Source organism: Streptococcus devriesei DSM 19639 (genome assembly GCF_000423725.1).
Taxonomy (GTDB): Bacteria; Bacillota; Bacilli; order Lactobacillales; family Streptococcaceae; genus Streptococcus; species Streptococcus devriesei.
In genome coordinates, this window is record NZ_AUIN01000018.1 from 88,560 (window position 1) to 115,078 (window position 26,519).

The window sequence follows — 26,519 nt, forward strand, 5'->3', positions numbered from 1 at the left end:
CAGAACAGAAATTCTGGCTTTTCTTATGTTTGAACAGCAGCTAAGCTGGGCTTAATAGAGGTGTCTCAGATATTACAGCTAAACTTATTTCTCCTGTGGCTTTTTACAAACCGTAGTTGTAATCATCGTCCTGCATGGACTCAACAGTGCCGAGGAGATAGCCGTTTCCGACCTGACTGAAGAAGTCGTGGTTGGAGGTTCCGGTTGAAATACCGTTCATGACGATCGGATTAACATCATCGGCTGTATCAGGGAACAGCGGATCCTGCCCCAGATTCATCAGAGCCTTGTTGGCATTGTAGCGCAGGAAAGTTTTCACTTCCTCACTCCAGCCGACACCGTCATAAAGTGTTTCGGTGTAGCCTTCTTCGTTTTCATAGAGTTTGTAGAGAAGGTCATACATCCAGTCACGGAATGTATCCTGTTCTTCTTCAGACAGTTCGTTAAAACCAAGCTGGAATTTATAACCGATATAGGTACCGTGAACGGATTCGTCACGGATAATCAGCTTGATGATTTCAGCCACGTTAGCCAGCTTGTTGTTGCCCAGATAGTAGAGCGGTGTGAAGAAACCTGAATAAAAAAGGAAGGTTTCAAGGAAGACGCTGGCAACTTTCTTTTCCAGAGGATTGCCTTTAAGATAGATTTCGTTGATGATTTCAGCTTTTCTTTGCAGGTATTCGTTGTTGTTGGTCCACTCGAAAATAGCATCAATTTCTGATTTTGTGTTCAGGGTTGAAAAGATGGATGAGTAGGATTTGGCGTGGACAGACTCCATGAATTGAATGTTATTAAAAACAGCCTCTTCATGAGCGGTACGCACGTCGTGGCGCAGAGCTTCAACACCTGATTCGGACTGCAGGGTATCAAGCAGGGTCAGGCCGCCAAAAACTTTGCCAACCAAATCTTTTTCAGGAGCTGAAAGCTTGCGCCAGTCATCCAAGTCGTTGGAAAGCGGAATCCGCGTATCCAGCCAAAATTGTTCGGTCAGTTTTTCCCAAGTTGATTTATCAATAACATCTTCAATAGCATTCCAGTTTATTGCTTTGTAATAAGTAGTCATGATGTAATAATTCTCCTAAAACTTATTGTAAATGTGTTTTTATAATATTTGCATAATCATGTAAATTGCGCTTTTCAAGCTCTTTGATAAAGATATCTAAAGGAGGAATATTACTCATGTACGGAGAACTATCAGGTCCGGTGTAGAGACCACCACCAGGTCCGGTGTAGAGACCACCACCAGGTCCGGTATATAGGCCACCACCAGGTCCAGTATATAGGCCACCACCAGGTCCAGTATATAGGCCACCACCAGGTCCGGTATATAGGCCACCACCAGGTCCAGTATAGAGACCACCACCAGGTCCTGTGTAAGCACCGCCACCAGGTCCGGTGTAGAGACCACCACCAGGTCCGGTGTAGAGACCACCGCCAGGTCCAGTATATCTATTTCTTATCCACATAAGTACACTTCCTTTCATTGTTCAATTAAATCACACAGCTTTCACATTGGTTTGAACCAATCTCATCACCGTCATCGGTGAAAGTGCGGATATAGTAAATGGACTTGATTCCTTTATTAAAGGCATAGTTGCGAAGGATGGACAGATCGCGTGTTGTTTGCTTGCTCTCTGTTTTCCATTCATAGAGGCCTTGAGGGATATCGCTGCGCATAAAGAGCGTAAGCGATAAGCCTTGATCGACATGTTCAGTCGCAGCAGCATAGACATCAATAACTTTTCGCATATCCATATCGTAGGCTGATGTGTAATAAGGAATGGTATCCGTTGATAAACCGGCTGCCGGATAGTAAATCTTACCGATTTTCTTTTCCTGACGCTCTTCGATACGCTGCGTGATAGGGTGAATAGAAGCAGAAACATCATTGATATAGGAAATTGATCCGTTTGGAGCAACCGCTAAACGATTTTGATGGTAAAGTCCATCTGTCATAACAGCCTGACGCAGAGCCTGCCAGTCAGCAGCCTGAGGGATGAAGTGATCTTTAAACAGTTCCTTAACAAGGTCGGATTTCGGAACGAATTGGCCAGTGACATACTTATCAAAATAAGAGCCGTCAGCGTATTTTGACTTTTCAAAACCGACAAAAGTTTCCTTACGTTCGCGGGCAATGTTATTGGATTCCACCAAGGTCCAGTAATTCATGAGCATGAAATAGATATTGGTAAATTCAATAGATTCCGGACTGCCGTACTCAATGTGGTGCTGTGCCAAGTAGGAGTGCAGTCCCATGGCACCGAGCCCGAACGTATGAGCTTGGGCATTGCCGTGCTTGATAGTTGGAACAGCTTCAATGCTTGATGAGTCTGTCACAAAAGTAAGCGCACGTGTCATAGCTTTGATGGAGCGGCCGAAGTCGGGGGAAGTCATCATATTGACAATGTTTGTTGAACCGAGGTTACATGAAATGTCGGTTCCCATTTTGACAAATTCCTGAGCATCGTTGATTTCACTTGGTGTCTGAACCTGCAGGATTTCCGAACAGAGATTGGACATGACAATTTTGCCGTCAATCGGATTGGCACGGTTGGCAGTATCAACATTGACAACATAAGGGTAGCCTGATTCCTGCTGCAGTTTGGAGATTTCCGTTTCCAAATCGCGGGCACGAATCTTGGTTTTGATAATATTAGGATTGGCCGCCAATTCGTCATATTTTTCCGTAATATCTATATAATTGAAAGGAATACCGTACTCACGTTCGACAGAATAGGGGCTAAAGAGATACATGTCTTGATTCTTGCGGGCCAATTCATAAAACTTATCCGGAATGACAACACCGAGGGACAGAGTTTTGACGCGGACCTTCTCATCGGCATTTTCTTTTTTAGTAGAAAGAAAGGCGATGATATCCGGATGAAAGACATTGAGGTAAACAACCCCCGCACCTTGGCGCTGACCTAATTGGTTGGAGTAAGAAAAGCTGTCTTCAAAAAGTTTCATGACAGGAACGACCCCGGATGCTGCACCGTCAAAGCCCTTGATAGGAGCTCCGGCTTCGCGCAGATTGCTGAGAGAAATCCCCACACCGCCGCCGATACGGGATAACTGCAGAGCAGAGTTGATAGAGCGGCCGATAGAATTCATGTCATCGGTTACCTGAATAAGGAAACAAGAAACCAGTTCACCCCGGCGGCTGCGGCCGGCATTAAGAAAACTTGGTGTCGCCGGCTGATAGCGCTGAGCAATCATTTCCATAGCCAGATCTTTTGCCAATTCTTCATTGCCGTCAGCAAAATAGAGAGCATTAAAGAGAACACGGTCTTCAATACTTTCAAGATAAGCTTCGCCATCATTGGTTTTAAGCGCATACTGCTGATAGAATTTATAGGCTGCCATAAATGATTTAAAGTGAAAATCATAGTCATAAAGAGCTCGAGACAGCTCCTCAATAAATTCGGGTCTGTATTTAGCGATAAAACCTGCTTCGATATAATCATTTTCAATCAGAAAACGAATCTTATCAGTAATACTGTCAAAAGCTTTAGTATTCGGACGCACATTTTCGGCAAAGAAAGCATTTAGGGCTTCCTTGTCTTTATGAAGCGGAATCTGTCCGTCGACAGGGCGGTTAATTTCATTGTTGAGGCGGAAGTAAGAGACATCGCCGAGATTTTTGAGACTCATCTATAAGTTCCTATTCCTTACTAATTTCATCATATTGCTGGAAGAAAACAGGTAAACATCCTGACCTTCCTATTTTTGTACATAGAGCAGCTGAGTGATCAAGGATAAATTCCCTGTCAGAAAATTGTGAAATCTTAGCTTTTTTGTACCTAAAGACTTGATCGGATTTGATTAAGGCATGAGCCTGAAAATTTCGAAAGGCCCATCCTTCAATCAGCTGCTGCGCTCTTAGTGAGCGGCAAGTCGTTTTGCAAAACTTTTTTGTCTTATTTTTTGCTTATCTGCTTTAGATATTGACAGCAGACAGCTCTGATAGCTTGAAATCCTTAGATAAGAGCTTTTAATTTAGCAGGCTGGAAGCCTGAAAAGACAATATCGCCCGCTTCGATAACAGGAGCAGCGGTAAATCCTAAGCTTTTCACATAGTCGATTTTGTCCGGCTGTTCATCAATATTAATTTCTTGGAAGTCAATATTATTTTGTTCCAGAAATTTCTTAGTCATCTTGCATTGCATGCAGTTATTTTTTGAAAAAACAGTTATTTTAGCCATTTTCTCCTCCTAAAATTTTTACTTTTTTTATAAGTTGCTTTACTAGCATATCTAAATTTAAGAAAAAAAGCAAGAAAATTTGCTTGAAAAAACACAAAATATAGTAGGGATATGTTCAAAAATACACAAGATATAGTGTTTTTGCTGGATAAAAAACTTCGCTAAGTTCATGTTATATTTTATGACATAAAATGCAAGTTTAGGTTTGATTGCGGATTTATAAAATTGTATAATTTTTATTAAATAAGCAGAAAAGGAGTTAAAATATGGTTAATTATGCATCAACTTTTTCTTTGAATCAGCAAGACTACCATTATATTGATTTAGACAAAGCCTCTAAAGATTATAATGCAGAGCTTGAGCGCCTTCCCTACACGATTAGAATTTTAATTGAAAGTTTATTAAGGAAAAACGATAATATTGATGTTATAAAAGATAACATATATTCTCTTTTTCATTATAATCCGCAAAATCCTAAAGGGGAGGTTCCTTTTAAACCCAGCCGTGTCATCCTTCAGGATTTTACGGGTGTTCCGGTTGTTGTCGATCTGGCTTCTATGCGTGATGCTGTTGTCAAAAATGGCGGCGATCCTGATTTGATTAATCCCGAAATACCAGTGGACCTCGTTATCGATCACAGCGTTCAGGTTGATTTTTTCGGTAATGATAAAGCTTTTGACAAGAATATTGAGCTGGAATTTCAGCGGAATAATGAGCGCTATGAATTTCTCAAATGGGCTGAAAAATCTTTTAAAAATTATCGGGCGGTACCGCCGGCAACCGGAATTATTCATCAGGTTAATATCGAATTTCTAAGTGATGTTATCATTGAAAAAGATGGCTTTGTGTATCCGGATTCTATGTTTGGCACCGACAGCCACACAACGATGATAAACGGCATCGGGGTTCTTGGCTGGGGTGTTGGCGGTATTGAAGCTGAAGCTGCTATGCTGGGGGAAGCATCTTATTTTCCTATTCCTGAGGTGATCGGCGTACGTCTGCACGGAGAACTGTCTAAATTAGCGACAGCGACAGATTTGGCACTTAAGGTTACACAGGTTTTGCGTTTAGAAAATGTGGTTGGAAAGTTTGTAGAATTTTTTGGCCCCGGACTGGCTAATCTTTCTTTGGCAGATCGGGCAACTGTTGCCAATATGGCACCTGAATACGGTGCTACCTGCGGTTATTTTCCTATAGATGACGAAACGCTGAACTATATGGCGTTAACAAACCGCTCAAAAGAACACATTGCTTTGACAGAAGCTTATACTAAGCGCAATCAGCTTTTTTACAATCCCGATTCTGAACCTGGCTACAGCAAGGTTATTGACCTTGACTTATCAACTGTTGTCCCTTCGATTGCCGGTCCGAAACGTCCTCAGGATTTGATAGAATTGAACCGAGCAAAAGAAGAATTTGAAGCCAGCCTTGTGCGGGAAGCCGGTGTCCGCGGTTTTGGCTTGGATGAAAGTGAGTTAGATAAAAAAGCAGTGGCGCATTTTGAAGATGACGACATTGAAATAAAGACCGGCCATGTTGCTATTGCGGCTATTACTTCCTGCACCAACACTTCTAATCCCTATGTCCTTTTGGCTGCCGGCCTCTTGGCTAAAAAGGCTGTGGAACGCGGACTTAGTGTTTCTAAGGCAGTTAAAACTTCCTTAGCACCGGGTTCTAAGGTTGTCACAGCCTATTTGAAAAAGAGCGGCCTTCAGCCCTATCTTGATCAGCTTGGTTTTCATCTGGTCGGCTATGGCTGTACAACCTGCATTGGCAATTCAGGCAGCCTGCCGGCAGCCGTTGCTAAGGCTGTTCAGGAAAAGGATTTGCTTGTCAGTGCTGTTCTTTCGGGAAACAGAAATTTCGAAGGTCGGGTCAATCCTTTGGTAAAGGCTAACTTTTTAGCCAGTCCGCCCTTGGTTGTGGCCTATGCGCTGGCCGGCAGCACAGCGATTGATTTGACGACTGAACCGCTGGGCTATGATAAGGATAATCAGGCGGTTTACTTGGAGGATCTCATGCCGGCTAAAGAAGAAGTGATGGCCTATGTTGACAAGTATGTCACTGCTGAACTCTTTGCCCAGGAATATGCGCAGGTTTTTTCTGACAGTGATAAGTGGAACCACATTCAAACCGAGCCTTCCGCTAACTATCAATGGAATCAGGCGTCTACCTATATCCAAAATCCACCCTATTTTGAACACTTAAATAATTCAGCTGCAGCAGATTTGACGGATTTGAAAGTACTGGCTAAATTCGGTGATTCAGTTACGACGGACCACATTTCACCTGCCGGTAATATTGCTCGGAATAGTCCGGCTGCTCGCTATCTGGAAGAAAAAGGTCTTGCTTATGCAGATTTCAATTCCTACGGCAGCCGGCGCGGCAATCATGAGGTCATGATGAGAGGAACCTTTGCCAATATTCGGATTAAAAATGAATTAGCCGATGGCAAGCTTGGCGGCTACACAAAATACAAGGGGGAACTTCTTCCTATTTATGAAGCTGCCATGAATTACCAAAAAGAAGGTCAGGCGACAATCGTCATTGCAGGCAAGGACTATGGCATGGGTTCAAGCCGTGACTGGGCAGCTAAGGGAGCCAGTCTTTTAGGTGTGAAAGTTGTTTTGGCAGAAAGTTTCGAGCGCATTCACCGCTCTAATCTGGTTATGATGGGGATTTTGCCCTTGCAGTTTCTTGAAGGTCAGACCGCAGCCAGTCTCCAATTAACAGGATACGAGACTTACACGGTTATCCTTCCAGACAAACCACAGGTGCATGATCTTGTGACTATCAGGGCTGTTTCAGACCAAGGAGTCAAAGAATTTCAAGCCCTTCTTCGCTTTGATGCAGATGCTGATATTCAGTATTATGAAAATGGCGGAATTCTTCCCATGGTTGTTCGTAAGAAGTTAAAGGGGGGTTAAACTATGGCAGAAGCAAACGGTTTAAAAAACACTGTTGCCTGTGAGAGCAGTATCAGTGCCATTGAGGGAGACAGGCTCTTTTATGCAGGCTATGATATTGCTGAACTGATGGATAATAAGGTTGCTTTCGAGGAAGTTATTTACCTGCTCTGGAACCTTCGTCTGCCTAAGCAGGCTGAACTCAGGCAATTTGAAGAAAGATTGCGCAGCAATTATGCCATCAGTGATGCTATCGAGCAGTGCATTTTGATTCAGTCGCGCCAGCACCTGCATCCTATGAGTGTCTTGCGCTCGACGGTCAGCTTGCTGGGGGTCTACAACATCCGCGCTGAAGAAAGAACACCTGAGGCAGCTTACGATCAAAGTATTCAGCTGATGGCTAAAATACCGACCATTATTGCTGCCTTTTCAAGGCTGCGTCAGGGCCTGTCACCCATCGCTCCAAGAAAAGACTTAGGTTTTGCTGAAAACTTTCTGTACATGTTAAAGGGGCACAAGCCCAGTGAGCTTGAAACATTAGCGATGAACCGTGCCCTTATCTTACATGCTGAACATGAACTCAATGCCTCGACTTTTGCAGCCAGGGTCTGTGCGTCAACCCTGTCTGATATTTATTCCTGTGTGACAGCAGCTATCGGAACTTTAAAGGGACCGCTCCATGGCGGTGCCAACGAACGGGTTTTTGAGATGCTGCAGGAGATTCGGGAACGTGGTGATGTGGGAGCCTATTTGCAGGAAAAACTAAGTTCCAAGGAAAAAATCATGGGATTTGGCCACCGTGTTTATCAGCGGCAGGATCCTCGCGAGAAATATCTGCGGGAAATGGCCAGAGAACTGACACGGGGAAGGCAGAACGACGTTTGGTATCGGCTGTCTAATGAAATTGAGAACTACATGAAAGAAGTCAAAAATCTGATTCCCAATGTTGATTTTTATTCGGCAACCGTTTATCATGTTTTAGGAATTGACAGTTCCATCTTTACCCTCATTTTTGCAATGAGCCGGGTTTCAGGGTGGATTGCCCATATTCAGGAACAGCAGAAAAATAATAAACTGCTGCGTCCGCGCTCTCGCTATATCGGCAGAAGAAATCTGAAATATATTCCTCTGGAAAGGAGATAAAATGGCAGAAAAAGTAACATTTAAAAACGGGAAATTACACGTTCCTGCTGATCCTATTATTCCTTATATTGAAGGAGACGGTGTAGGACAGGATATCTGGCAGAATGCCCAGCTTGTTTTTGACCGAGCTGTTGAAAAGGCCTACAAAGGAAGCAGGAAAATCGAATGGCTGGAAGTCTTAGCCGGGAAAAAAGCTTTCAGCCAAAGCGGCGTCTGGCTGCCGGATGCCAGCTTGGAAGTTATCAAAAGTCACCTGCTTGCTATAAAAGGTCCCTTAGAAACGCCGGTCGGCGGCGGTATCAGGTCGCTAAATGTTGCTCTGCGTCAAGAGCTGGATCTTTTTGCCTGTGTCCGCCCTGTCCGCTATTTCCAAGGTGTTCCCAGTCCTTTGAAGCATCCGGAAAAAACAGACATCACCATCTTTCGTGAAAATACGGAGGATATCTACGCAGGAATTGAATGGGAGGCCGGCAGCAGTCAGGTTCAAAAGGTCATTGAGTTTTTGCAGACACAGATGCAGGTTCAAAAAATCCGTTTTCCTGAGAGCAGCAGTATCGGTATCAAGCCGATTTCTATTGAAGGCAGCAAGCGACTGATTCGATCAGCTATTGACTATGCTCTGGCTAAGGGGCTTAGGAAGGTCACATTAGTACACAAGGGAAACATTCAAAAATTTACAGAAGGAGGTTTTAGAAAGTGGGGATATGAACTGGCTCAAGAGGAGTATGCTGCTGAACTTGAAAAAGGCCGACTGGTGGTTGATGACATCATTGCCGATAATTTTCTGCAGCAGATTCTTCTCAATCCTGAACGTTTTGACGTAGTTGCTCTGACCAATCTCAATGGTGACTATGCCAGCGATGCTTTGGCAGCACAGGTCGGCGGCATCGGTATTTCACCCGGAGCCAATATTAATTATCAAACGGGGCATGCGATTTTTGAGGCAACTCACGGCACTGCTCCTGACATTACCGGACAGGATAAGGCCAATCCTTGTTCACTGCTCCTGTCGGGCTGCATGCTGTTTGAGTACATAGGCTGGAAAGAAGCGGCTGATCTGATTACCGCAGCTATTGAAAAAAGTTTTGCTGCAGGCTGTTTTACAGCTGATTTGGCAGGAGAGGCACCGTCTTATTCAACCAGTGAATTTGCCCAGGTGCTGATTGAAAATTTATAAGAAAAGAAAGACTGGACATGCGTTCCGGTTTCAGACTGAAGAAAAAGTCTATTTTCTTAAAAAGTAATATTTTGTTATGATACTTTCCTTAGGTAGCACGGACGGCAAAACCAAACGTCAAGGCTATAGCTCTTGACTAGGTTTTGCATTAGATTGCCGTTAGAAATAATATCGATTTCTAACAGCAATCGTCGTAGCGACTTCCTTCGGAATTCCATATCTAAGTTCAAGATACAAAGGGCGTCTGCGGATAAAGGCAAAATAGGAAGTTCGACGCGGAATCGTTAAGATTCTAGGCGGACTCATCTTTTTGCCACAATCCGCAGCCCGTGTTCAGTTAAGATTTTGAGCCTAGGTCTCAAAATCTCCGAGAGGCAGAAACAGTGAGTTTCTGCCTCTTTTGCTACATTGGAAAGTATCGGGTTAGGTTTTGATAGTTTCTATATTATTTTACAAAAATGGGAAGTGATACTATTCTATGATGAAATTTTAGAGAGAATTTAGTTTTGGGAGTCTATCTATAACCTGAGACTGGACATGCGTTCCAGTTTTCTTTGTATCGCTGCCAAATTTAAGCGCTGTCCAAAGAAACAGACTTGTATTTTGGAAACTTGTTTGGCATCGACGGGTGAAAAGAGGTATAATAGGGGCATATTGTCAAGAAAGGCGGCTGGCTATGCCCTACTCACTTTCGGATCTTATCTATCTTTTTTTTGTTTATTCTTTTATAGGCTGGCTGTGGGAGACGGTTTATTGCTCTATTCAGGACAGGCGGTTTGATTACCGCGGTTTTTTGTTCGGGCCCTATTGTCCGGTCTATGGTTTTGCAGTAACCACTGTTTTGGTTTTTACCGAACCTTTTCAGGACAATCTTCTTGGGCTGTTTTTGAGCGGCATAGTGATTGCAACAGCTTTTGAATACTTTGCCGGCTGGCTTTTAGAAAGCTTCTTTCATATGAAATTATGGGATTACAGTCGGGAGTTCGGCAATATAAAAGGGAGAATTGCTCCGCTTATTTCACTTTTTTGGGGAATCGGCATCGTCATTCTTGTCTGCTTGATTCAGCCGATTGTCATGGCGGTTATCCTAAAAATGAATGACTGGTGGGCGGGTTTAATTGTTCTTGTGATGCTGTCTGATCTTGTCTGGACCGTCACGGATACTGTCCAATTTCACGAAGCTGCGCTTGCCTTAGAGGAACATATTCGAGCAGAGCAGGAAAACATAAGAGAGTCTGTCAGGCAGGAAGTCGATGACTTGGCAGAGCAGGCGGAGCTTATCAGTCAGCGTCTGGCAGAATTTCGCCTCCATCTGGATGACTTTTTACACGCTAAAAGTATCCGGCCTTTCCGGCTCAATCAGCGCCGTCTCTTAAAAAATTACAGTAAATTTAAGGAAATTGATGCTCCATTTGTCACAGAAGTCCGTAAGCAGGCAGCTTCATTTAAAGATAAAGCCAAAAAGAAATAGCCGGGCTGCTGTTTCTTTTTTATTCGGCTGGGGAAAGGACGGCTTTCGTGACATTTGTCATGACTTCACTGCTTTTTATCTGACTAAGGCTGTCCGGTGTTTTTCAAAGTGGAAATGCCGGGCATTTGTCAGGTGGCTTTGACAGCGGCGATAGTTCTTATAAAAAGCACTGTAAATTATTGAAAATGATTTGCATTATTCTTCCAATTTGGACTTTAGTTCTTGAAAATCGAATTTCAATATGCTATAATCTAGAATTGTAAGGGTTATCATCAGGATAATTCAAAAAAACACATATTAAAAGGAGAACCATACTATGGCTTCAAAAGATTTTCACATTGTTGCAGAAACAGGAATTCACGCACGCCCAGCTACTTTGCTTGTACAGACAGCAAGTAAATTTGCTTCAGATATTACACTTGACTACAAGGGAAAAGCTGTAAACCTTAAATCAATCATGGGTGTTATGAGCCTTGGTGTTGGTCAAGGTGCAGACGTTACAATCACTGCTGAAGGTGCAGATGCTGACGATGCAATTGCAGCTATTGATGAAACAATGACTAAAGAAGGATTGGCATAAAAATATGACAGAAATGCTTAAAGGAATTGCAGCATCTGACGGTGTTGCCGTTGCTAAGGCATATCTGCTTGTCCAGCCGGATTTGTCCTTTGAGACAGTTACTGTCGAAGATACAAAGGCCGAAGAAGCTCGTTTGGATGCAGCTCTAGAAGCATCTCAGGACGAGCTTTCTCTTATCCGTGCAAAAGCAGTAGATACCCTTGGCGAAGAAGCCGCAGCTGTATTTGATGCTCATTTGATGGTTCTTGCAGACCCGGAAATGATCGGTCAAATCAAAGAAACAATCCGTGCAAAACAAGTTAACGCTGAAAGTGCTCTTAAAGAAGTAACAGACATGTTTGTGACCTTGTTTGAAAACATGGAAGACAATCCCTACATGCAGGAACGTGCGGCAGATATTCGTGACGTTGCTAAACGGGTTTTGGCTCACCTCTTAGGTGTAGAATTGCCAAATCCGGCAACCATCAGCGAAGAATCAATTGTAATCGCACATGACTTGACTCCGTCTGACACTGCTCAGCTGGATGCTAATTTTGTTAAGGCTTTCGTCACTAATATCGGCGGCCGTACCAGCCACTCAGCTATCATGGCGCGTACCCTTGAAATTGCTGCGGTGCTTGGAACAAATGACATCACTGAACGTGTTAAAAACGGAGACATTGTTGCTGTCAACGGTATCACCGGTCAGGTTATTATTAATCCGACTGATGAGCAAGTGGCAGAATTTAAAGCAGCCGGCGAAGCTTATGCGAAACAAAAAGCTGAATGGGCTCTCCTTAAAGATGCTGAAACAATCACTGCTGACGGCAAACATTTTGAATTGGCTGCTAATATTGGTACGCCTAAAGATGTTGAAGGGGTTAACAATAACGGTGCTGAAGCCATAGGCCTCTACCGTACAGAGTTCCTTTACATGGATTCACAGGACTTCCCGACAGAAGATGAGCAATACGAAGCTTATAAAGCTGTTCTTGAAGGCATGAATGGTAAACCGGTCGTAGTGCGTACAATGGACATCGGCGGAGACAAAGAACTTCCTTACTTTGATTTGCCAAAAGAAATGAACCCATTCCTTGGTTTCCGTGCGCTTCGTATTTCGATTTCAGAAACGGGCAACCAAATGTTCCGGACACAATTGCGTGCTCTTCTGCGTGCATCTGTGCATGGTCAATTGCGCATCATGTTCCCGATGGTGGCTCTTGTTACTGAATTCCGCAAGGCTAAAGGAATCCTTGAAGAAGAAAAAGCAAAACTTAAAGCAGAAGGTGTTGCTGTCTCTGATGATATTCAAGTAGGTATCATGATTGAAATTCCAGCAGCAGCGATGCTGGCGGATCAATTTGCCAAAGAAGTTGATTTCTTCTCTATCGGTACAAATGACCTCATCCAATACACGATGGCAGCTGACCGTATGAATGAACAAGTGTCATATCTTTACCAACCATATAACCCATCAATTCTTCGCTTGGTTGACCGTGTTGTTAAGGCGGCACATGCTGAAGGTAAATGGGCTGGTATGTGCGGTGAAATGGCTGGCGATCAAACGGCTGTTCCACTCTTGATCGGTATCGGACTTGATGAATTCTCCATGAGTGCCACTTCAGTTCTGCGTACTCGCAGTCTCATGAAGAAACTTGACACCAAGAAAATGGAAGAACTTGCACAGCGCGCTCTTACAGAATGTGCTACAATGGAAGAAGTCCTTGAACTTGAAAAAGAATATATTGATTTTGATTAATCAGAAAAAAGATTGGAAATACAATTTCCGGTCTTTTTTTGTAAAGCAGCTTCTATTTTTGGCTCTTAACTGAATTTAAGGAGCTTAAAAATCTGCTGAATGACTAAATTGCCAGAAGAATAAAAGGAAATGAAGCGTTTTTGTCTTAATTTTCTGAATTTTATCGTAACAAAAGATTGAAAAAAAATAAAAAAATGATAAAATAAGGGTATTACAGTAAAAAGGAGATATACTTTGACAAAACAGTATAAAAATTATGTCAACGGTGAGTGGAAACTCTCTCAAGATGAGATTAAAATTTACGCTCCTGCTTCAGGTGAAGAGCTTGGCTCTGTCCCTGCTATGAGCACCGATGAAGTAGATTATGTCTATGCTTCGGCTAAAGCTGCATTTCCGGCTTGGCGTGCGCTTTCTTATGTGGAGCGTGCTAACTATATCCGCAAAGCAGCTGATATTTTGCAAAGTAAGGCAGAAGCGATCGGTTCTGTCCTTTCCAAAGAAATTGCTAAAGGGCTAAAATCATCTGTAGGTGAAGTTACACGTACAGTAGAAATCATGGAATTTGCGGCTGCTGAAGGTGTTCGTACACAAGGTGAAGTCCTTGAAGGCGGAAGCTTTGAAGCTGCCAGCAAGAAAAAAATTGCTGTGGTTCGCCGTGAGCCAGTAGGTCTTGTGTTAGCAATTTCGCCATTTAATTATCCGGTGAATCTTGCCGGTTCGAAAATTGCTCCGGCGCTTATCACAGGAAATGTTGTTGCCTTTAAGCCACCAACGCAAGGTTCAATCTCAGGTCTTCTGTTAGCGGAAGCCTTTGCAGAAGCTGGACTGCCGGCTGGTGTTTTCAATACCATTACCGGACGTGGTTCTGTTATCGGTGATTATATTGTTGAGCATAAGGCTGTTGACTTTATCAACTTTACCGGCTCGACACCGGTTGGTGAAAACATCGGCCGTTTGGCTGGTATGCGTCCAATCATGCTTGAACTTGGCGGTAAAGATGCAGCTATCGTGCTTGAGGATGCTGATCTTGAACTGACAGCTAAAAATATCGTTGACGGTGCCTTTGGCTACTCAGGTCAGCGTTGTACAGCTGTTAAACGCGTTCTTGTTATGGACAGCGTTGCTGATGAATTGTCTAAGCTTATCGTTGATCGGGTCAAGAACTTGACTGTTGGCTTACCGGAAGATAACACTGATATCACACCATTGATCGATACAAAAGCAGCTGATTATGTGGAAGGCCTTATCAATGATGCCAAGGAACAAGGAGCAACAGCTCTGACTGACATCAAACGCGAAGGTAACACCATCTATCCGACAGTCTTTGATAATGTTACAACAGATATGCGCTTGGCTTGGGAAGAACCATTTGGTCCCGTACTGCCGATCATCCGTGTCAATTCGACTGAAGAAGCTATTCACATTGCTAACCAATCCGAATTTGGCTTGCAAAGTGCTGTATTCACCAATGATTATCCATTGGCTTTCAAAATTGCAGAGCAGCTTGAAGTCGGTACTGTTCATATCAACAATAAGACGCAGCGCGGCACAGATAACTTCCCATTCTTGGGTGCTAAAAAATCAGGTGTCAATACACAGGGAGTTAAATACTCTATCGAAGCTATGACTCGAATTAAATCAGTTGTATTTGATATCAAATAGACCTCTATGAAACTCGGCTTTTGCTGAGTTTCATTTAGTTTTCAAAAAAATGATAACGTTTACATAAAAATGTGGTATAATAGTAAAAGATAATATTTTGAGGAGGAATATAATGGTCACACGACAACATTTTTCAGAAGAGTCTATGCGCAAAAATAACCCTTATTTTTCAGCATTAAAGACAACCATCGAAACTGCTTTTTACGAAAATCACGTAGTTTCGCTAAAGGGGCTGGCAGAAGCTTACCGCTTAGCCGCTAAAGCTCCCAATACCATCGTTTTAGATTCACCAGTTGCTCACGCCGATGATTTGGGTCTTCCGCGGGATGCTAAAATCCTCTTGGAAAATTCAGGCGGCATTGTCGGGCGGACTGCCAAAGCCCGTCGGATTTTCGGACGTGACAGTGCAGAAGATGCTAAAATTTTGCAAATTGTGCGTGAAGCGATTTTCCAAGCAAGACACCGCACCTTTTACCGTGCAGATGCCATTGTAGGTCTTGATGAAGCCTTCATGCTCCGCGCTCATTTGATGGTTCCGCAGGATGATATCAATAATCTGTATTCATGGCTTAATAATTTCCAGATGTTAAACGATACCTATCGTGCACGTTTGAAAAATTCCAAACGCTATGAAGAAACGGATATTTATATCTTCTCAGATCCGGAATGGAGCCACCCAGATTATCCGGATGGATTGGTTTACTTTGACACTAATCATAACTGTGCGGCTATCTTGGGTCTTCACTATTTTGGAGAATTGAAGAAAGCGACGCTGACCTTAGCTTGGGGCACTGCCAATCGGAACAAGTTTGTTGCCTGCCACGGCGGTCTGAAAATTTTTGAAAAAGACAATCAAGAATCACACGTAGCTTCTTTCTTCGGACTTTCCGGTTCCGGTAAATCAACATTAACCCATGCAAAACATGACGGTAAATATCATATCAATGTTTTGCACGACGATGCCTTTGTTATTTCTGAGGAAGACGGCTCAACAATCGCTCTGGAACCTGCTTATTTTGATAAGACCAGTGATTATCCGGCAGGGCACAGAGAACAAAAATATTTTGTAACCGTTCAAAACTGCGGTGCTGCCTTGGACAAGGAAGGGCATCTTCGTTTGGTGACAGAAGATGTTCGAAACGGTAACGGACGTACCATAAAATCACGTTTCTCAACACCAAACCGTGTTGATCGCATTGATGATCCGATTCAATCCATCTTTTGGATCATGAAGGATGACTCTCTGCCACCGCTCATTAGAATTACAGACCCTGTCATGGCTTCAACAATGGGCTGTACCCTAATCACCACACGTTCGACTGCTGAAAATACATCAGACAGTCTGGATACCTTGATTATTGAACCTTATGCAAATCCATTCCGTGTCTATCCGCTGGTCGAAGATTATCTGAAATTCCAGCATCTGTTTGAATCAGGCGTTAAATGCTATATTATCAACACAGGTTCCTATCTTGGTCAAAAGATTCCTAAAGAAACATCTTTAAGTGTTATCGAACAAGTTGTGGACGGTACGGCAGAATTCAAGCCTTTTGGCTCTGTCAAAGGTTTTGAATACTTGGCTTCGTCTGACTACAAAGTTCCTAATTTTGATCAGGCTTACGTTAAAATTATCCGTCAGCGGATGAAAATCCGCCTGCAGTATCTGGAATCTTTCAACCAAAAGAATCCAAAATCAGCTCTGCCTGCAGAAGCCATTTCTCATTTGCAGGATGTCATTGATAATTTGGGCTGAGACTTTTCAGTAAACTAAGGCATTCGCTGCTATAAAAATAATGAGAGTGGGGACAATCGCTTTGAACGATTGTTCCCACTCTCATTTTGTATGTGGAAATATTTAATTGATGCAGCGGCTATCTATTTGATTTTGGCTGCAGGATTTGATTTTTTAAGGTGATTTCAGATACATTGGCAAATTTTTTCAGTTTTTTCAGTTCTTCCTTATGGCTGACAAAGGTAATAACTGCTCCTGTTTTTCCCATGCGTCCTGTGCGTCCGGCACGGTGCGTATAGGCCTCTTTGTCGCGGGCAAGATCGAAATTAATAACGTACTCTAAATCATCAATATCAATACCGCGTGCTACTAAATCAGTCGCTAAAAGCAAAGCCAGCTCGTACTCTTTAAATTTTTCAAGAATAACCTTGCGGAATTTCACATTGATATCGCTGGCCAGCGAAACGGCAGATGCATGGCTGTACTGCAGGCGCTCTTCGCTGGCTCCCAAATCAGACAGGCTGTTGAAAAAAACCAGTGCACGAAAATCGGGAATATTGGAAAACTTGCGCAGGAGTTCCACGCGCTCCCGCTTATCCACGGTGATGTAATAGTGCGAAATGCTGTCTAATGTTTGATCGGATAAATCAACCGTAAGGGTGTCTGCTGCCAGATCTGCTGTGCTGAGCTTGTTTGTAGCGCTCATGTAAATCATTTGGTGGTCACGAGGCACACGTTTGACAATGCCTTCAACGAACTGGTACTGGGAATCATTTAAGAGTTCATCAAATTCATCAAGAACGATAGTATTGACAGCCATCATCTTGATTTTCTTGAGTCTGACCAGCTCAAAAACCCGGCCGGGTGTCCCGATGAGAATCTCAGGGCCCTTTTTCAAGCGCTCAATTTGCCGCTTTTGACTGGAGCCCGACAGGAAAAGCTGAGCTGTCAGACCAAGCGGCTCGGCCCAGGTTTTAGTAACGTCAAACAGCTGGCCGGCTAATTCGCTGTTGGGGGCTAAAATCAGTAACTGCTGTGCTTTTTTAGCCTGAAGTGTTAACAAACTAGGCCAGAGATAAGCCAGCGTTTTTCCGGTTCCCGTGGGACTGATGCCCAGAAAATTTTTGCCGCTGTTGATGGGCTCAAAGGCCTCCTCTTGAATTTGGGTAAAGTCTGTAAAATGGAGCTGCTGAAGTTTATCCTGCCAGCTTGTTGGAAAGTGTGTTTTCATTGTTTGTCCGCCTCAAATACAATACCTGCGCTCTGGCGCATTTGGTAGAGAATCTGGCTGGCCGATTTTGCATCCTCCAGCCAAATTTGGTAAAGTGTTTCATCTGGATTTTCCATCATTTGTGCAAAATGCTTGGCTTCCTCCAGCATTAAGTGCTCAATTTCAGGGAGAGCCAGTTTTTCACGACTGCCGTCAAGTTTTTGGAAAACAGCAGAGCTGATAGCTTGAATATGATTGAGCAGCAAGGTCCCGTCGGTCGTGTAAATTTCGGCATATTCCAGAGTGTTGTAATTTTTTCCGGCTCTGATAGACACGTGAAAATGCGGATAAATCAGATTGCCGTTGCCGTTTAAGTCAACCGTGTTTTCCAGCTGTGTGGCAGTGTAATTAACACTTTTTGGTTTGCCGAACAGCTTCAAAGCCGCATAAATGGGGTAAATTCCCAGATCAACGAGAGCTCCGCCTGAAAACCTGTCTGAAAAGACATTTGGCATTTTCCCATCAAGCAGATCCTTCATTTTTGAAGAATATTTAGCGTAGGAAAAATCAGCGCCGATGATGGTTTTGTGAGCCAGAAAGTCTTTGATAACAGCCATCGATGCTTCATGGTAATTTCTAGCCGCCTCAAAGAAAAAACACTTTTTCTCAGCTGCCAGCTGAATAATCTCGGCCAGCTCTTCCGGTTTTGAAAAGGCCGGCTTTTCAACGATGACATGTTTGCCGGCTGTTAAGGCCGATTTTGCATGCTCAAAGTGGAGAGCGTTTGGGCTGGCAATATAAAGGACATCAAAATCAGCTGTCAAAAAATCAGCCAAATTTTCATAGCAAGTGACATCGTGATAGCGGGCAGAAAAGTTTTGAGCTGTTTCCAGCTTGCGGGAATAAACAGCGGTCAGCTGATACTTTTGCGAGAGTTCAGCGGCTTCAATAAACTGATGTGAAATAGATCCAGTTCCGATAATAGCGAGTTTAAGCATAGGATGCCTCCGGCTCTTTAAATTTTTATTTCATTATAACATGATTTAGTGTAAAATAGATAGGAAGATATTTCAGTGAAGTAAAAGAAAGGAATGAAAAAGGACAAAAGCTTAATTTTTGAAGACTGATGCAGCAAATAAACAGTCCGACGCTGTTTTTTCGGGCTGTTTCAGACTGGTAGTCAGAATTTAGCTATTTAGTGTCCTTCTTGTTTATTATGCGAAAAAAACCGATTATTATTGGTGTTACAGGCGGTTCCGGCGGAGGAAAAACCAGCGTTTCGCGGGAAATTTTATCCCACTTTCCCAGTGCCAAGATCGCTATGATTGAACACGATTCTTATTATAAGGATCAGAGCCATCTGACCTTTGAAGAGCGTGTTACGACCAATTACGACCATCCTCTGGCTTTTGATACGGATTTGATGATTGAACACATAAAAGAGCTGCAGGCAGGGCGTCCGGTGGATATTCCTATTTACGATTATACTCAGCACACGCGCAGTGATAAAACTTATCGGCAGGAGCCGCAGGATGTTTTCATTGTTGAGGGGATTTTGGTTCTGGAAGATGAGCGCCTGCGCGATCTGATGGATATCAAACTTTTTGTGGACACTGATGATGATATTCGCATTATCCGGCGTATCAAACGCGATATGGAAGAGCGCGGCAGAAGTCTTGACAGTATTATTGAGCAGTATATAGAGGTCGTAAAACCCATGTACCATCAGTTCATCGAGCCGACCAAGCGCTACGCTGATATTGTTATTCCGGAAGGCGTATCCAATGTCGTAGCTATTGATCTGATCAATACCAAAATTGCCAGTATTCTGGGGGATTCTTATTAAAGCACAGGTTAATCTGTGTTCAGGCTGTAGACAAACCTCCATTTGCTTACCTTGATAAGCAAAAAGAATCTGCAGACTGCCCTATAAATTTAAATTTTCACGAGCGCAAGCGAGCTAACTAAAGGATACGATACTTCCGCCGTGATGAAAGTGTCAGAATTGGGGCATGTAAGCCGATTCTGACACTCGGAAACTTTGAGACTAATTGAGCACGGGCTGTGGACTGTGCAAAATAGATGAGTATCTCCTAAAGTCTTCTGAGACTCGTCGTCGAACTCCCTAATTTTGCTGTGTCCACTAACGCCCTTTGTATCTTACATTAGGCTCAAAGTTTAGGCATGGAATTCCGGAGGAAGTCGCTGTGACGATTGCCGTTAGAAATCGATACTATTTCTAACGGCAATCTAATGCAAAACCTAGTCAAGAGCTATAGCGTTGGCGTTTGGTTTTGCCGTCCGACATCACCTAAGGAAATATCAAAGAAAAGAGACTGTTTCTTCAAACTGAGCACAGGTTAATCTGTGTTTTTTGCTTTGCCGCAAAGCAGGTCAAATGGAAATGATGATGAAAAAAGAATAAAAAGCTGGGAAACGCTTTCTGATAGTGTTACAATAGAGATATTAAAATGAAGTGGAGTAATCTATGAAAGTAACGATGAAAGAAGTTGCCGCATTGGCAGGAGTCGGTGTCGGAACTGTTTCACGTGTCATTAATGGCGTCAAGGTCAAAGATAGCACTTATCAGAAAGTACAGGCCGCTATCAAAGAGCTTAATTATCAGCCGGACGAATATGCCAGAGGGTTAAAAACCAATAGAAGCAATACGATAGCACTGCTCATTCCGACGATCTGGCATCCTTTTTTTTCGGAATTTGCTTATTATACTGAAAAGAATTTAAGTAAATTTGACTACAGGCTTTATATTTGCAATGTTGAAGAAAATACTCTAAATGAAATTAAGTATCTTGAAATGCTGAAGAGTAACAAGGTTGACGGGATTATCGGCATTACCTATTCAGATATTGACCAATACGTTTCAACCAATCTGCCCTTTGTCAGCATTGACCGGCATTTCTCTGAAAAGATTCCTTATGTCACGTCGGACAATTTTTTAGGCGGACAGCTGGCTGCTCAAAATTTGATTGAGAGAGGTGCTAAGCATCTGGCTTATATCGGCGGTAAAAATAAGTTTGAAAATGAAACGACCAACCGCAAAAAAGGATTTTATGCCTACAGTGAAAACGAAGGCTTCACAGTTGAAAAATGCGATTTGCTGGAACCTATTGAAGATTTGGAAGGTAAATTAGAAAAATTTTTCTTGGATCATCCGCAAATTGATGGCATTTTTGCTGTTAATGATTTTATGGCTCTGACAGTTATGAAAGTGCTGAAAAAGCTGGGCAAAGAAGCACCGAAAGACTATCAAATCATTGGTTTTGATGGCTTGAAATCAGCTATTGATCAAGATTATTTTCTGTCTACTATCAGCCAGTCAACAGATCTTTTAGCCAAGTCAGCTGTAGAGCTGCTGCTGAATTTGATCAATGGTATTTCAGAAGAAAAAAGAGTGATTGTTCCCGTTCAGTTTAAAGAAGGAGGAACAACCAAAAAATAAAAGCAATTTAGGCAAAAAGGGGCTTGACAAAACGAATGAAAGCGCTTATAATTTATTTGTATTTGAAACGTTTCCATTTTTTAGAAAGAGCTTCTTTTATTTTTAATTAAAAATTGAAACGTTTCCAAAAAAAGAAGAAGTCAGGAGGAACGCCATGCGTAAAGGATTGGTCGGATTGGCAGTAGTTTCTGCCATTGTGCTGGGATCTCTTGCAGGATGCGGCAGGGGGTCGAAGAGTCAAAAAACGGATTCAGATCCAAACACTATTAAAATCTGGGTTCAGTTTTCAGATGAAACTGCAGAAGGGAAGGCTTGGAAGGAAATTGTCAGTGGTTTTAACAAGGAACATAAGGGTGAGTATAAAGCCGTTACAGAATATATCCCTCGAAGCGGCAGCGGCGGCGGATATGAAGATAAGGTCAATGCAGCCATAACAGCTGACAATTTGCCTGATGTCATTACCTTAGATGGTCCAAATACAGCTGCTTATGCCCATGCAAAAGTGATTATTCCTCTTGATAAGTATGTCAAAGATGCCAATATGGACGATGTTTTAGACAGTATTAAGCAGCAGGGAACTTATAAGGGTAAGTTCTATGCTTTTGGTTATTCAGAGTCCAGTGTCGGTGTTTATTACAATAAAAAAATGTTTAAAGAAGCAGGCATTGATTTATCAAAACTGCCAACCATTGATGATCCGTGGACATGGTCGGAATTTAATGCCATCAGCAAACAGCTGAAAAAACATTTCAAAAGACCTGCCATTGATTTCAAACTGAATTCTATTGATGAAATGCTGCCGTATGCCTACATGCCGCTGATTTGGTCAAATGGAGGTACCGTTGTCAACAGCAAGGGAACAAAGGCAGAAGGTTATTTTAACAGCAAGAAAACAGTAGAAGCAGTTGAATTTATCCAAAATCTGGTTAAGAAAGGCTATACAACCATCAGCCCGGTGGAAAAAGGGTTTGAAACAGGTGTTTATCCTATGCTTCTAAGCGGTTCATGGACGATTAATGACATGGCGGCTAACTATAAGGATGTTGATTATGGCATTTTGCCATATCCGGTATCAGATAAAACGAAAAAGCTGGTTTCACCGACAGGGAGTTGGCAGATCGCAGTGACTTCTAAATCAGACAAGCCAAAAATTGCGGCAGAATTTGTTAAGTATGCGACCAATACAAAATCAAGTAAAATTATCAGTCTAGCTAACAGTGTTCTTCCAATTCGCAAATCAACAATTAAAGATATGCAAGATGAAGTTCCTAAAGAAATGGCCTTTTTGATGGAGCAAAATCAAAAGTCCGGCCATGCTCGTCCGGTTGTCGTGGCTTATCCGCAAGTATCGCGTGCCTTTCAGCAGGCTATGCAGGATATCAGTTACTATAAAGAAAATCCTGATGTCAAAAAAGCCCTTGATATAAAGGCTAAAGAAATGCAGCAGGCGATTGACGATGCTCTGGACTGATGACACCGATAGCAGATTGAGCTGCAGCATTTAAAAAGCTGTTCTATCTGCCATTTAGAAAGGGTAAATGAATGTATAAAAATAATAAGTTAAAAAACAATTTGCTGGGTTATGCATTTTTGTCGCCTGCCTTGATATTGCTTTTGATTTTTCTGGTGATTCCGGTTTGCATGGTTTTCTACTATGCTTTTACCAACTATTATTTGCTGACACCAGATGCCAAGCAGTTTGTCGGCTTAAATAATTTTATCAAACTTGCACAAGATCCGATTTTTCTTAAGAGTATTTTAAATACATCCAAATTTGTTGTCTGGATTATTCCTGTTCAGCTGGGATTGGCTCTTGGCATGGCCTTGATTATTAACAAACCGCGCAAGGGAAATATGTTTTTCAAAGTTGCTTTCTTTGCACCGGTAGTCATGTCGCTGGTTGTCATTTCGATTCTTTGGCTGTATTTGTTAAATCCTAACAATGGTTTGCTCAATGCTTTGCTAAACCGCATCGGAATTGCTTCACAGCCTTTCCTGAAAAGTCCTAAACAAGCCATGTATGCGATTATTTTGGTTTCTGCCTGGCAAGGAGCTGGCTACCAAATGCTCTTATTCCTTGGCGGTCTGCAAAATATTCCCCACGATGTTTACGAAGCAGCAGAGCTCGATGGTTTTTCAAAATTTCAGCAATTTCGCTACATCACTTTGCCACTGTTAAAACCAACAGCCTTGTTTGTTTTGCTGACAACCTTGATTTCAGCCTTCAAACTCCTGGTACAGCCAATGGTTATGACCCAAGGAGGACCAATGAACTCAACAATGACCATGGTTTATTATATCTATCAAAAAGGTTTCACCGATCGTTTAGTCGGCTACTCAAGCTCAATCGCCTTGGTGTTTACAACCGTTATTGGCCTTATTACACTTGTGCAAAGACGCGTGCTAAAGGAGGATGACTAATCATGAAAATCAAACCTATTAAAATTTTAGAATATGTCCTGCTGACTCTTTTAGCATTCTTATTCCTGTTTCCAATGGTTTGGATGATTGTTTCTTCCATGAAACTGGAAGCTGATGTTTATAATAACTTGACATCATGGAAAGCCTTTTTGCCAAGCCTGAACCCGGCAAACTGGTTCAAACCCTATCAGGAAATCTTAAGCCGTTTCAGTATCTTTACCTATTTGGGCAACAGTATCTTTTATTCAGTGACCTTTGCTGTTGGTTCGATTATTATTAATGCTTTAGCTGGCTTTGCTTTTGCCAGAATTGATTTTAGCGGGAAAAAGATTCTTTTTGGTCTCTTGTTAGGACTTTTGATTATCCCGATGGAAACCATACTGATTCCGCAGTTTACCATTATTAATACTCTGGGTCTGGTTAATAACCGTTTGGCGGTTATTATTCCGGGAATGGCCAGTGTTTTCAATATTTATTTGTTTAGAAATTTCTTTATTGCTATTCCGGAAGAAATCGTTGAATCTGCGCGTATGGATGGAGCGGGAATCGTACAGACCTTCTTTAGAATTATGCTGCCCATGTCAAAACCAGCGGTAGCCACTGTCGGCGTCCTGTCTTTTATCAGCAGCTGGAATGATTATATTTGGCCTTTGATGGTTCTGACTGATTCGTCAAAATTCTCAATGCAGGTAGCGATCACAACCATTAATACAACACAGCCTGTTTATATTAACCAAGTCATGGCCGTTTTGACGATCTCCACTATCCCATTGATCGTTGTCTATATTGTTGCTCAAAAATATATTGTTCAAGGTTTGGGGAGCTCTGGAACAGGTATCAAATAGGAGACTTAAATGGGAAAAATTATTGACAAAGCTAATCAGTATATCCAAGAGCATAAAAGTGAGGTGGACAGCCGCTACAGAGAAAAGTTTCATGCCATGGGGCCGATTGGATGGATAAATGATCCTAATGGATTTGTTTATTATAAAGGTGATTATCATCTTTTTTATCAATTTTATCCCTATGGCAGTGTTTGGGGCCCCATGCACTGGGGCCATTCCAAGTCAAAAGATTTAATCCACTGGGAAGACTTGCCTGTAGCCCTTGCGCCGGATGAGCCTTATGACAAAGACGGCTGCTTTTCAGGAAGTGCAGTTGTTGCTGACGATCAATTAGTTCTCATGTACACCGGTTTCGTCAATCAAGACGGTAAGATCAAGCAGACTCAGTGTATGGCCTATTCTACGGATGGTATTACTTTTGAAAAATCTCCCTTAAATCCTGTCATTGCGGATTCTCATATAAAAGGTATCGCGGATATCGCAGACTTTAGAGATCCAAAGATATTCGTCAAAGACGGCCGATATTATGCGGTTGTTGCTGCAAAAACGCGTGACAGCAGAGGTCAGATTTTATTGTTTCAATCGGACAATACTCAAGACTGGACCTTTAAGTCGGTTCTCTTAGAAGGCACGGCAGAACAAGGAATTATGTGGGAGTGTCCCGATTTATTCCAGTTGGATGGTAAATGGGTGCTTCTGGTATCGCCGATTGAAATGAAAGCACAAGGCCATGCCTATAAAAATTTGAATTCGACCGTGGCTTTTATTGGAGAACTTGACTGGGAAAGCGGCAAATTAAGTGTTGAGAATTATCATGAGATTGACGGCGGTTTGGATTTTTATGCGCCGCAGACCTGCTTAGATGCTGCTGGCAGCCGTATTATGATTGCCTGGATGCAGATGTGGCAGCGCAATATTCCGACACATGACCTAGGCCACAGATGGGCCGGCATGATGAGTCTGCCAAGAAAGCTGAGTGTGAAAAATCTCAGACTCTGTCAAGAACCGGCTCCGCAGCTCTATGATTACTGTGAGACAGTTAAAGAATGGCAGGGACAAATAACACCGGATCATCCTTTGGAGTTTAACGCTATTACAGGCTCTCAGCAATTCATTGAGCTCAATATTTCCAAAAGTTACTCATGGGAGCTGCGCTATCCTTTACAAGCAGACGGCAGGGCTTCAATCAGTTTGACTTACAATGCTGATGAGCAGCTGCTGAGTTTAAGCCGAGACAGTTTTGGCTATGCGATTAAGGGACTGGAAAATCCGGTTTTGAATAGCCGCAGCCTTGATGTCAGTGATTTAGCGGATGCGGATTTGGAAATTGAGATTGTCAGAGACACATCGTCTGTTGAAGTCTTTATTAATCATGAAAAAACAATGTCTATGACCTTTTATGAAAAAACTGATGCCAATCGCCTATCCCTTCGTTCTCAAGGAAAGGCAAGGGTTCAGAAACTATCCGTTTCAACGATTAGAGTTAATTGAGATTAGGAGTTCACTATGTCCATAAAAAATCAAACCATGCTCATTACTTACTCAGACAGTCTGGGTAAGAACTTAAAAGAACTAGAAGACAATCTGGAGCGCTACTTTGGTGCCGCAGTCGGCGGTGTGCACCTGCTGCCTTTCTTTCCCTCAACCGGTGACCGCGGCTTTGCTCCCATTGCCTACGATGAGGTGGATCCCGCCTTTGGCGACTGGACTGACGTTAAGCGCTTAGGAGAGAAGTACTACCTCATGTTTGACTTTATGATCAATCATATCTCGCGTCAGTCTAAGTACTATAAAGATTTTCAAGCGAAAAAAGAAGCTTCGGCCTATGCGGATTTGTTTTTGCGCTGGGAAAAATTCTGGCCGCAAGGCCGGCCCACTCAGGCCGATGTGGATCTGATTTATAAGCGCAAAGACCGTGCGCCCATGCAGGAAATTGTCTTTGCGGACGGCAGCAAGGAACATCTCTGGAATA

The 26,519-nt window shown here is 42.6% G+C and carries 21 protein-coding genes; 15 read left to right on the plus strand and 6 right to left on the minus strand.

Annotation, left to right across the window (positions count from 1 at the left end; genetic code table 11):
• Positions 1-103: 103 nt before the first annotated feature.
• The 4 genes from nrdF to G573_RS0104635 all read right to left on the minus strand — a co-directional run bounded on the left by nrdF (position 104) and on the right by G573_RS0104635 (position 4,202).
• Positions 104-1,063, minus strand: a complete 960-nt coding sequence (gene nrdF, locus G573_RS0104615) for a class 1b ribonucleoside-diphosphate reductase subunit beta (protein ID WP_027975611.1) — start codon at positions 1,061-1,063, stop codon at positions 104-106.
• 22 nt (positions 1,064-1,085) lie between these two features.
• Positions 1,086-1,466, minus strand: a complete 381-nt coding sequence (locus G573_RS0104620) for a hypothetical protein (RefSeq protein ID WP_027975612.1) — start codon at positions 1,464-1,466, stop codon at positions 1,086-1,088.
• A gap of 25 nt (positions 1,467-1,491) precedes the next feature.
• The gene (nrdE, locus tag G573_RS10905) at positions 1,492-3,651 is read right to left on the minus strand and encodes a class 1b ribonucleoside-diphosphate reductase subunit alpha (RefSeq protein ID WP_037586756.1); all 2,160 of its coding nucleotides are present in this window, start codon (positions 3,649-3,651) and stop codon (positions 1,492-1,494) included.
• A 326-nt stretch (positions 3,652-3,977) separates the two neighbouring features.
• Positions 3,978-4,202 (minus strand): redoxin NrdH, encoded by a 225-nt coding sequence (locus G573_RS0104635; protein WP_027975613.1) that lies wholly within the window; start codon positions 4,200-4,202, stop codon positions 3,978-3,980.
• A gap of 266 nt (positions 4,203-4,468) precedes the next feature.
• On the opposite strand from G573_RS0104635, the gene acnA reads away from it, so the two are divergent.
• The 8 genes from acnA to G573_RS0104675 all read left to right on the plus strand — a co-directional run bounded on the left by acnA (position 4,469) and on the right by G573_RS0104675 (position 16,632).
• A complete protein-coding gene (gene acnA, locus G573_RS0104640; RefSeq protein ID WP_027975614.1) occupies positions 4,469-7,129 on the plus strand; it encodes an aconitate hydratase AcnA in 2,661 nt (886 codons plus the stop codon).
• Positions 7,130-7,132: 3 nt separating this feature from the next.
• Positions 7,133-8,251, plus strand: a complete 1,119-nt coding sequence (locus tag G573_RS0104645) for a citrate synthase (protein WP_027975615.1) — start codon at positions 7,133-7,135, stop codon at positions 8,249-8,251.
• A gap of 1 nt (position 8,252) precedes the next feature.
• Positions 8,253-9,428, plus strand: a complete 1,176-nt coding sequence (gene icd / locus G573_RS0104650; RefSeq protein ID WP_027975616.1) for an NADP-dependent isocitrate dehydrogenase — start codon at positions 8,253-8,255, stop codon at positions 9,426-9,428.
• 676 nt (positions 9,429-10,104) lie between these two features.
• Complete coding sequence (locus G573_RS0104655; protein WP_027975617.1) at positions 10,105-10,899, plus strand: putative ABC transporter permease; 795 nt, start codon at positions 10,105-10,107, stop codon at positions 10,897-10,899.
• Positions 10,900-11,215: 316 nt separating this feature from the next.
• Positions 11,216-11,479, plus strand: a complete 264-nt coding sequence (locus tag G573_RS0104660; RefSeq protein ID WP_003089104.1) for a phosphocarrier protein HPr — start codon at positions 11,216-11,218, stop codon at positions 11,477-11,479.
• 4 nt (positions 11,480-11,483) lie between these two features.
• Entirely contained in the window at positions 11,484-13,217 is a 1,734-nt protein-coding gene (ptsP, locus tag G573_RS0104665; RefSeq protein WP_027975618.1) for a phosphoenolpyruvate--protein phosphotransferase, read from the plus strand.
• A 234-nt stretch (positions 13,218-13,451) separates the two neighbouring features.
• A complete protein-coding gene (locus G573_RS0104670; protein WP_027975619.1) occupies positions 13,452-14,879 on the plus strand; it encodes an NADP-dependent glyceraldehyde-3-phosphate dehydrogenase in 1,428 nt (475 codons plus the stop codon).
• A gap of 112 nt (positions 14,880-14,991) precedes the next feature.
• Positions 14,992-16,632 carry a phosphoenolpyruvate carboxykinase (ATP) gene (locus G573_RS0104675; protein WP_027975620.1) on the plus strand — a complete coding sequence of 547 codons (1,641 nt, stop codon included), beginning with the start codon at positions 14,992-14,994 and terminating at the stop codon, positions 16,630-16,632.
• Between the two features lie 118 nt (positions 16,633-16,750).
• Here the strand turns inward: G573_RS0104675 and G573_RS0104680 are convergent, their stop codons facing one another.
• Entirely contained in the window at positions 16,751-17,842 is a 1,092-nt protein-coding gene (locus G573_RS0104680) for a DEAD/DEAH box helicase (RefSeq protein ID WP_027975621.1), read from the minus strand.
• Entirely contained in the window at positions 17,839-18,819 is a 981-nt protein-coding gene (locus G573_RS0104685; protein WP_027975622.1) for a Gfo/Idh/MocA family protein, read from the minus strand. Before G573_RS0104685 ends, G573_RS0104680 begins: the two co-directional genes overlap by 4 nt.
• Positions 18,820-19,037: 218 nt before the next feature.
• On the opposite strand from G573_RS0104685, the gene udk reads away from it, so the two are divergent.
• The 7 genes from udk to G573_RS0104720 all read left to right on the plus strand — a co-directional run.
• Entirely contained in the window at positions 19,038-19,667 is a 630-nt protein-coding gene (gene udk / locus G573_RS0104690) for a uridine kinase (RefSeq protein ID WP_027975623.1), read from the plus strand.
• Between the two features lie 642 nt (positions 19,668-20,309).
• Positions 20,310-21,281 carry a LacI family DNA-binding transcriptional regulator gene (locus G573_RS0104695; protein WP_027975624.1) on the plus strand — a complete coding sequence of 324 codons (972 nt, stop codon included), beginning with the start codon at positions 20,310-20,312 and terminating at the stop codon, positions 21,279-21,281.
• 154 nt (positions 21,282-21,435) lie between these two features.
• Positions 21,436-22,752: an ABC transporter substrate-binding protein gene (locus G573_RS0104700; protein WP_027975625.1), complete on the plus strand. Its 1,317-nt coding sequence runs from the start codon at positions 21,436-21,438 to the stop codon at positions 22,750-22,752.
• 71 nt (positions 22,753-22,823) lie between these two features.
• Complete coding sequence (locus G573_RS0104705; protein WP_027975626.1) at positions 22,824-23,702, plus strand: carbohydrate ABC transporter permease; 879 nt, start codon at positions 22,824-22,826, stop codon at positions 23,700-23,702.
• 2 nt (positions 23,703-23,704) lie between these two features.
• Complete coding sequence (locus G573_RS0104710) at positions 23,705-24,547, plus strand: carbohydrate ABC transporter permease (RefSeq protein WP_037586759.1); 843 nt, start codon at positions 23,705-23,707, stop codon at positions 24,545-24,547.
• Positions 24,548-24,556: 9 nt separating this feature from the next.
• Positions 24,557-26,038, plus strand: coding sequence for a glycoside hydrolase family 32 protein (locus G573_RS0104715; RefSeq protein WP_027975628.1), 1,482 nt, complete (start codon positions 24,557-24,559; stop codon positions 26,036-26,038).
• 15 nt (positions 26,039-26,053) lie between these two features.
• The coding region (locus G573_RS0104720) for an alpha-amylase family glycosyl hydrolase (RefSeq protein ID WP_027975629.1) at positions 26,054-26,519 on the plus strand (466 nt) is incomplete at its 3' end.

What these genes read in the sequence shown, in the direction of transcription:
- ptsP (WP_027975618.1), top strand. Translation starts at nt 11,484, where the DNA reads ATGACAGAAATGCTTAAAGGAATTGCAGCATCTGACGGTGTTGCCGTT.
- G573_RS0104660 (WP_003089104.1), top strand. Translation starts at nt 11,216, where the DNA reads ATGGCTTCAAAAGATTTTCACATTGTTGCAGAAACAGGAATTCACGCA.
- G573_RS0104705 (WP_027975626.1), top strand. Translation starts at nt 22,824, where the DNA reads ATGTATAAAAATAATAAGTTAAAAAACAATTTGCTGGGTTATGCATTT.
- nrdF (WP_027975611.1), bottom strand. Translation starts at nt 1,063, where the DNA reads ATGACTACTTATTACAAAGCAATAAACTGGAATGCTATTGAAGATGTT.
- G573_RS0104635 (WP_027975613.1), bottom strand. Translation starts at nt 4,202, where the DNA reads ATGGCTAAAATAACTGTTTTTTCAAAAAATAACTGCATGCAATGCAAG.
- acnA (WP_027975614.1), top strand. Translation starts at nt 4,469, where the DNA reads ATGGTTAATTATGCATCAACTTTTTCTTTGAATCAGCAAGACTACCAT.
- G573_RS0104715 (WP_027975628.1), top strand. Translation starts at nt 24,557, where the DNA reads ATGGGAAAAATTATTGACAAAGCTAATCAGTATATCCAAGAGCATAAA.
- G573_RS0104710 (WP_037586759.1), top strand. Translation starts at nt 23,705, where the DNA reads ATGAAAATCAAACCTATTAAAATTTTAGAATATGTCCTGCTGACTCTT.
- G573_RS0104655 (WP_027975617.1), top strand. Translation starts at nt 10,105, where the DNA reads ATGCCCTACTCACTTTCGGATCTTATCTATCTTTTTTTTGTTTATTCT.
- G573_RS0104695 (WP_027975624.1), top strand. Translation starts at nt 20,310, where the DNA reads ATGAAAGTAACGATGAAAGAAGTTGCCGCATTGGCAGGAGTCGGTGTC.
- icd (WP_027975616.1), top strand. Translation starts at nt 8,253, where the DNA reads ATGGCAGAAAAAGTAACATTTAAAAACGGGAAATTACACGTTCCTGCT.
- G573_RS0104700 (WP_027975625.1), top strand. Translation starts at nt 21,436, where the DNA reads ATGCGTAAAGGATTGGTCGGATTGGCAGTAGTTTCTGCCATTGTGCTG.
- G573_RS0104680 (WP_027975621.1), bottom strand. Translation starts at nt 17,842, where the DNA reads ATGAAAACACACTTTCCAACAAGCTGGCAGGATAAACTTCAGCAGCTC.
- G573_RS0104685 (WP_027975622.1), bottom strand. Translation starts at nt 18,819, where the DNA reads ATGCTTAAACTCGCTATTATCGGAACTGGATCTATTTCACATCAGTTT.
- udk (WP_027975623.1), top strand. Translation starts at nt 19,038, where the DNA reads ATGCGAAAAAAACCGATTATTATTGGTGTTACAGGCGGTTCCGGCGGA.
- G573_RS0104620 (WP_027975612.1), bottom strand. Translation starts at nt 1,466, where the DNA reads ATGTGGATAAGAAATAGATATACTGGACCTGGCGGTGGTCTCTACACC.
- G573_RS0104645 (WP_027975615.1), top strand. Translation starts at nt 7,133, where the DNA reads ATGGCAGAAGCAAACGGTTTAAAAAACACTGTTGCCTGTGAGAGCAGT.
- G573_RS0104675 (WP_027975620.1), top strand. Translation starts at nt 14,992, where the DNA reads ATGGTCACACGACAACATTTTTCAGAAGAGTCTATGCGCAAAAATAAC.
- nrdE (WP_037586756.1), bottom strand. Translation starts at nt 3,651, where the DNA reads ATGAGTCTCAAAAATCTCGGCGATGTCTCTTACTTCCGCCTCAACAAT.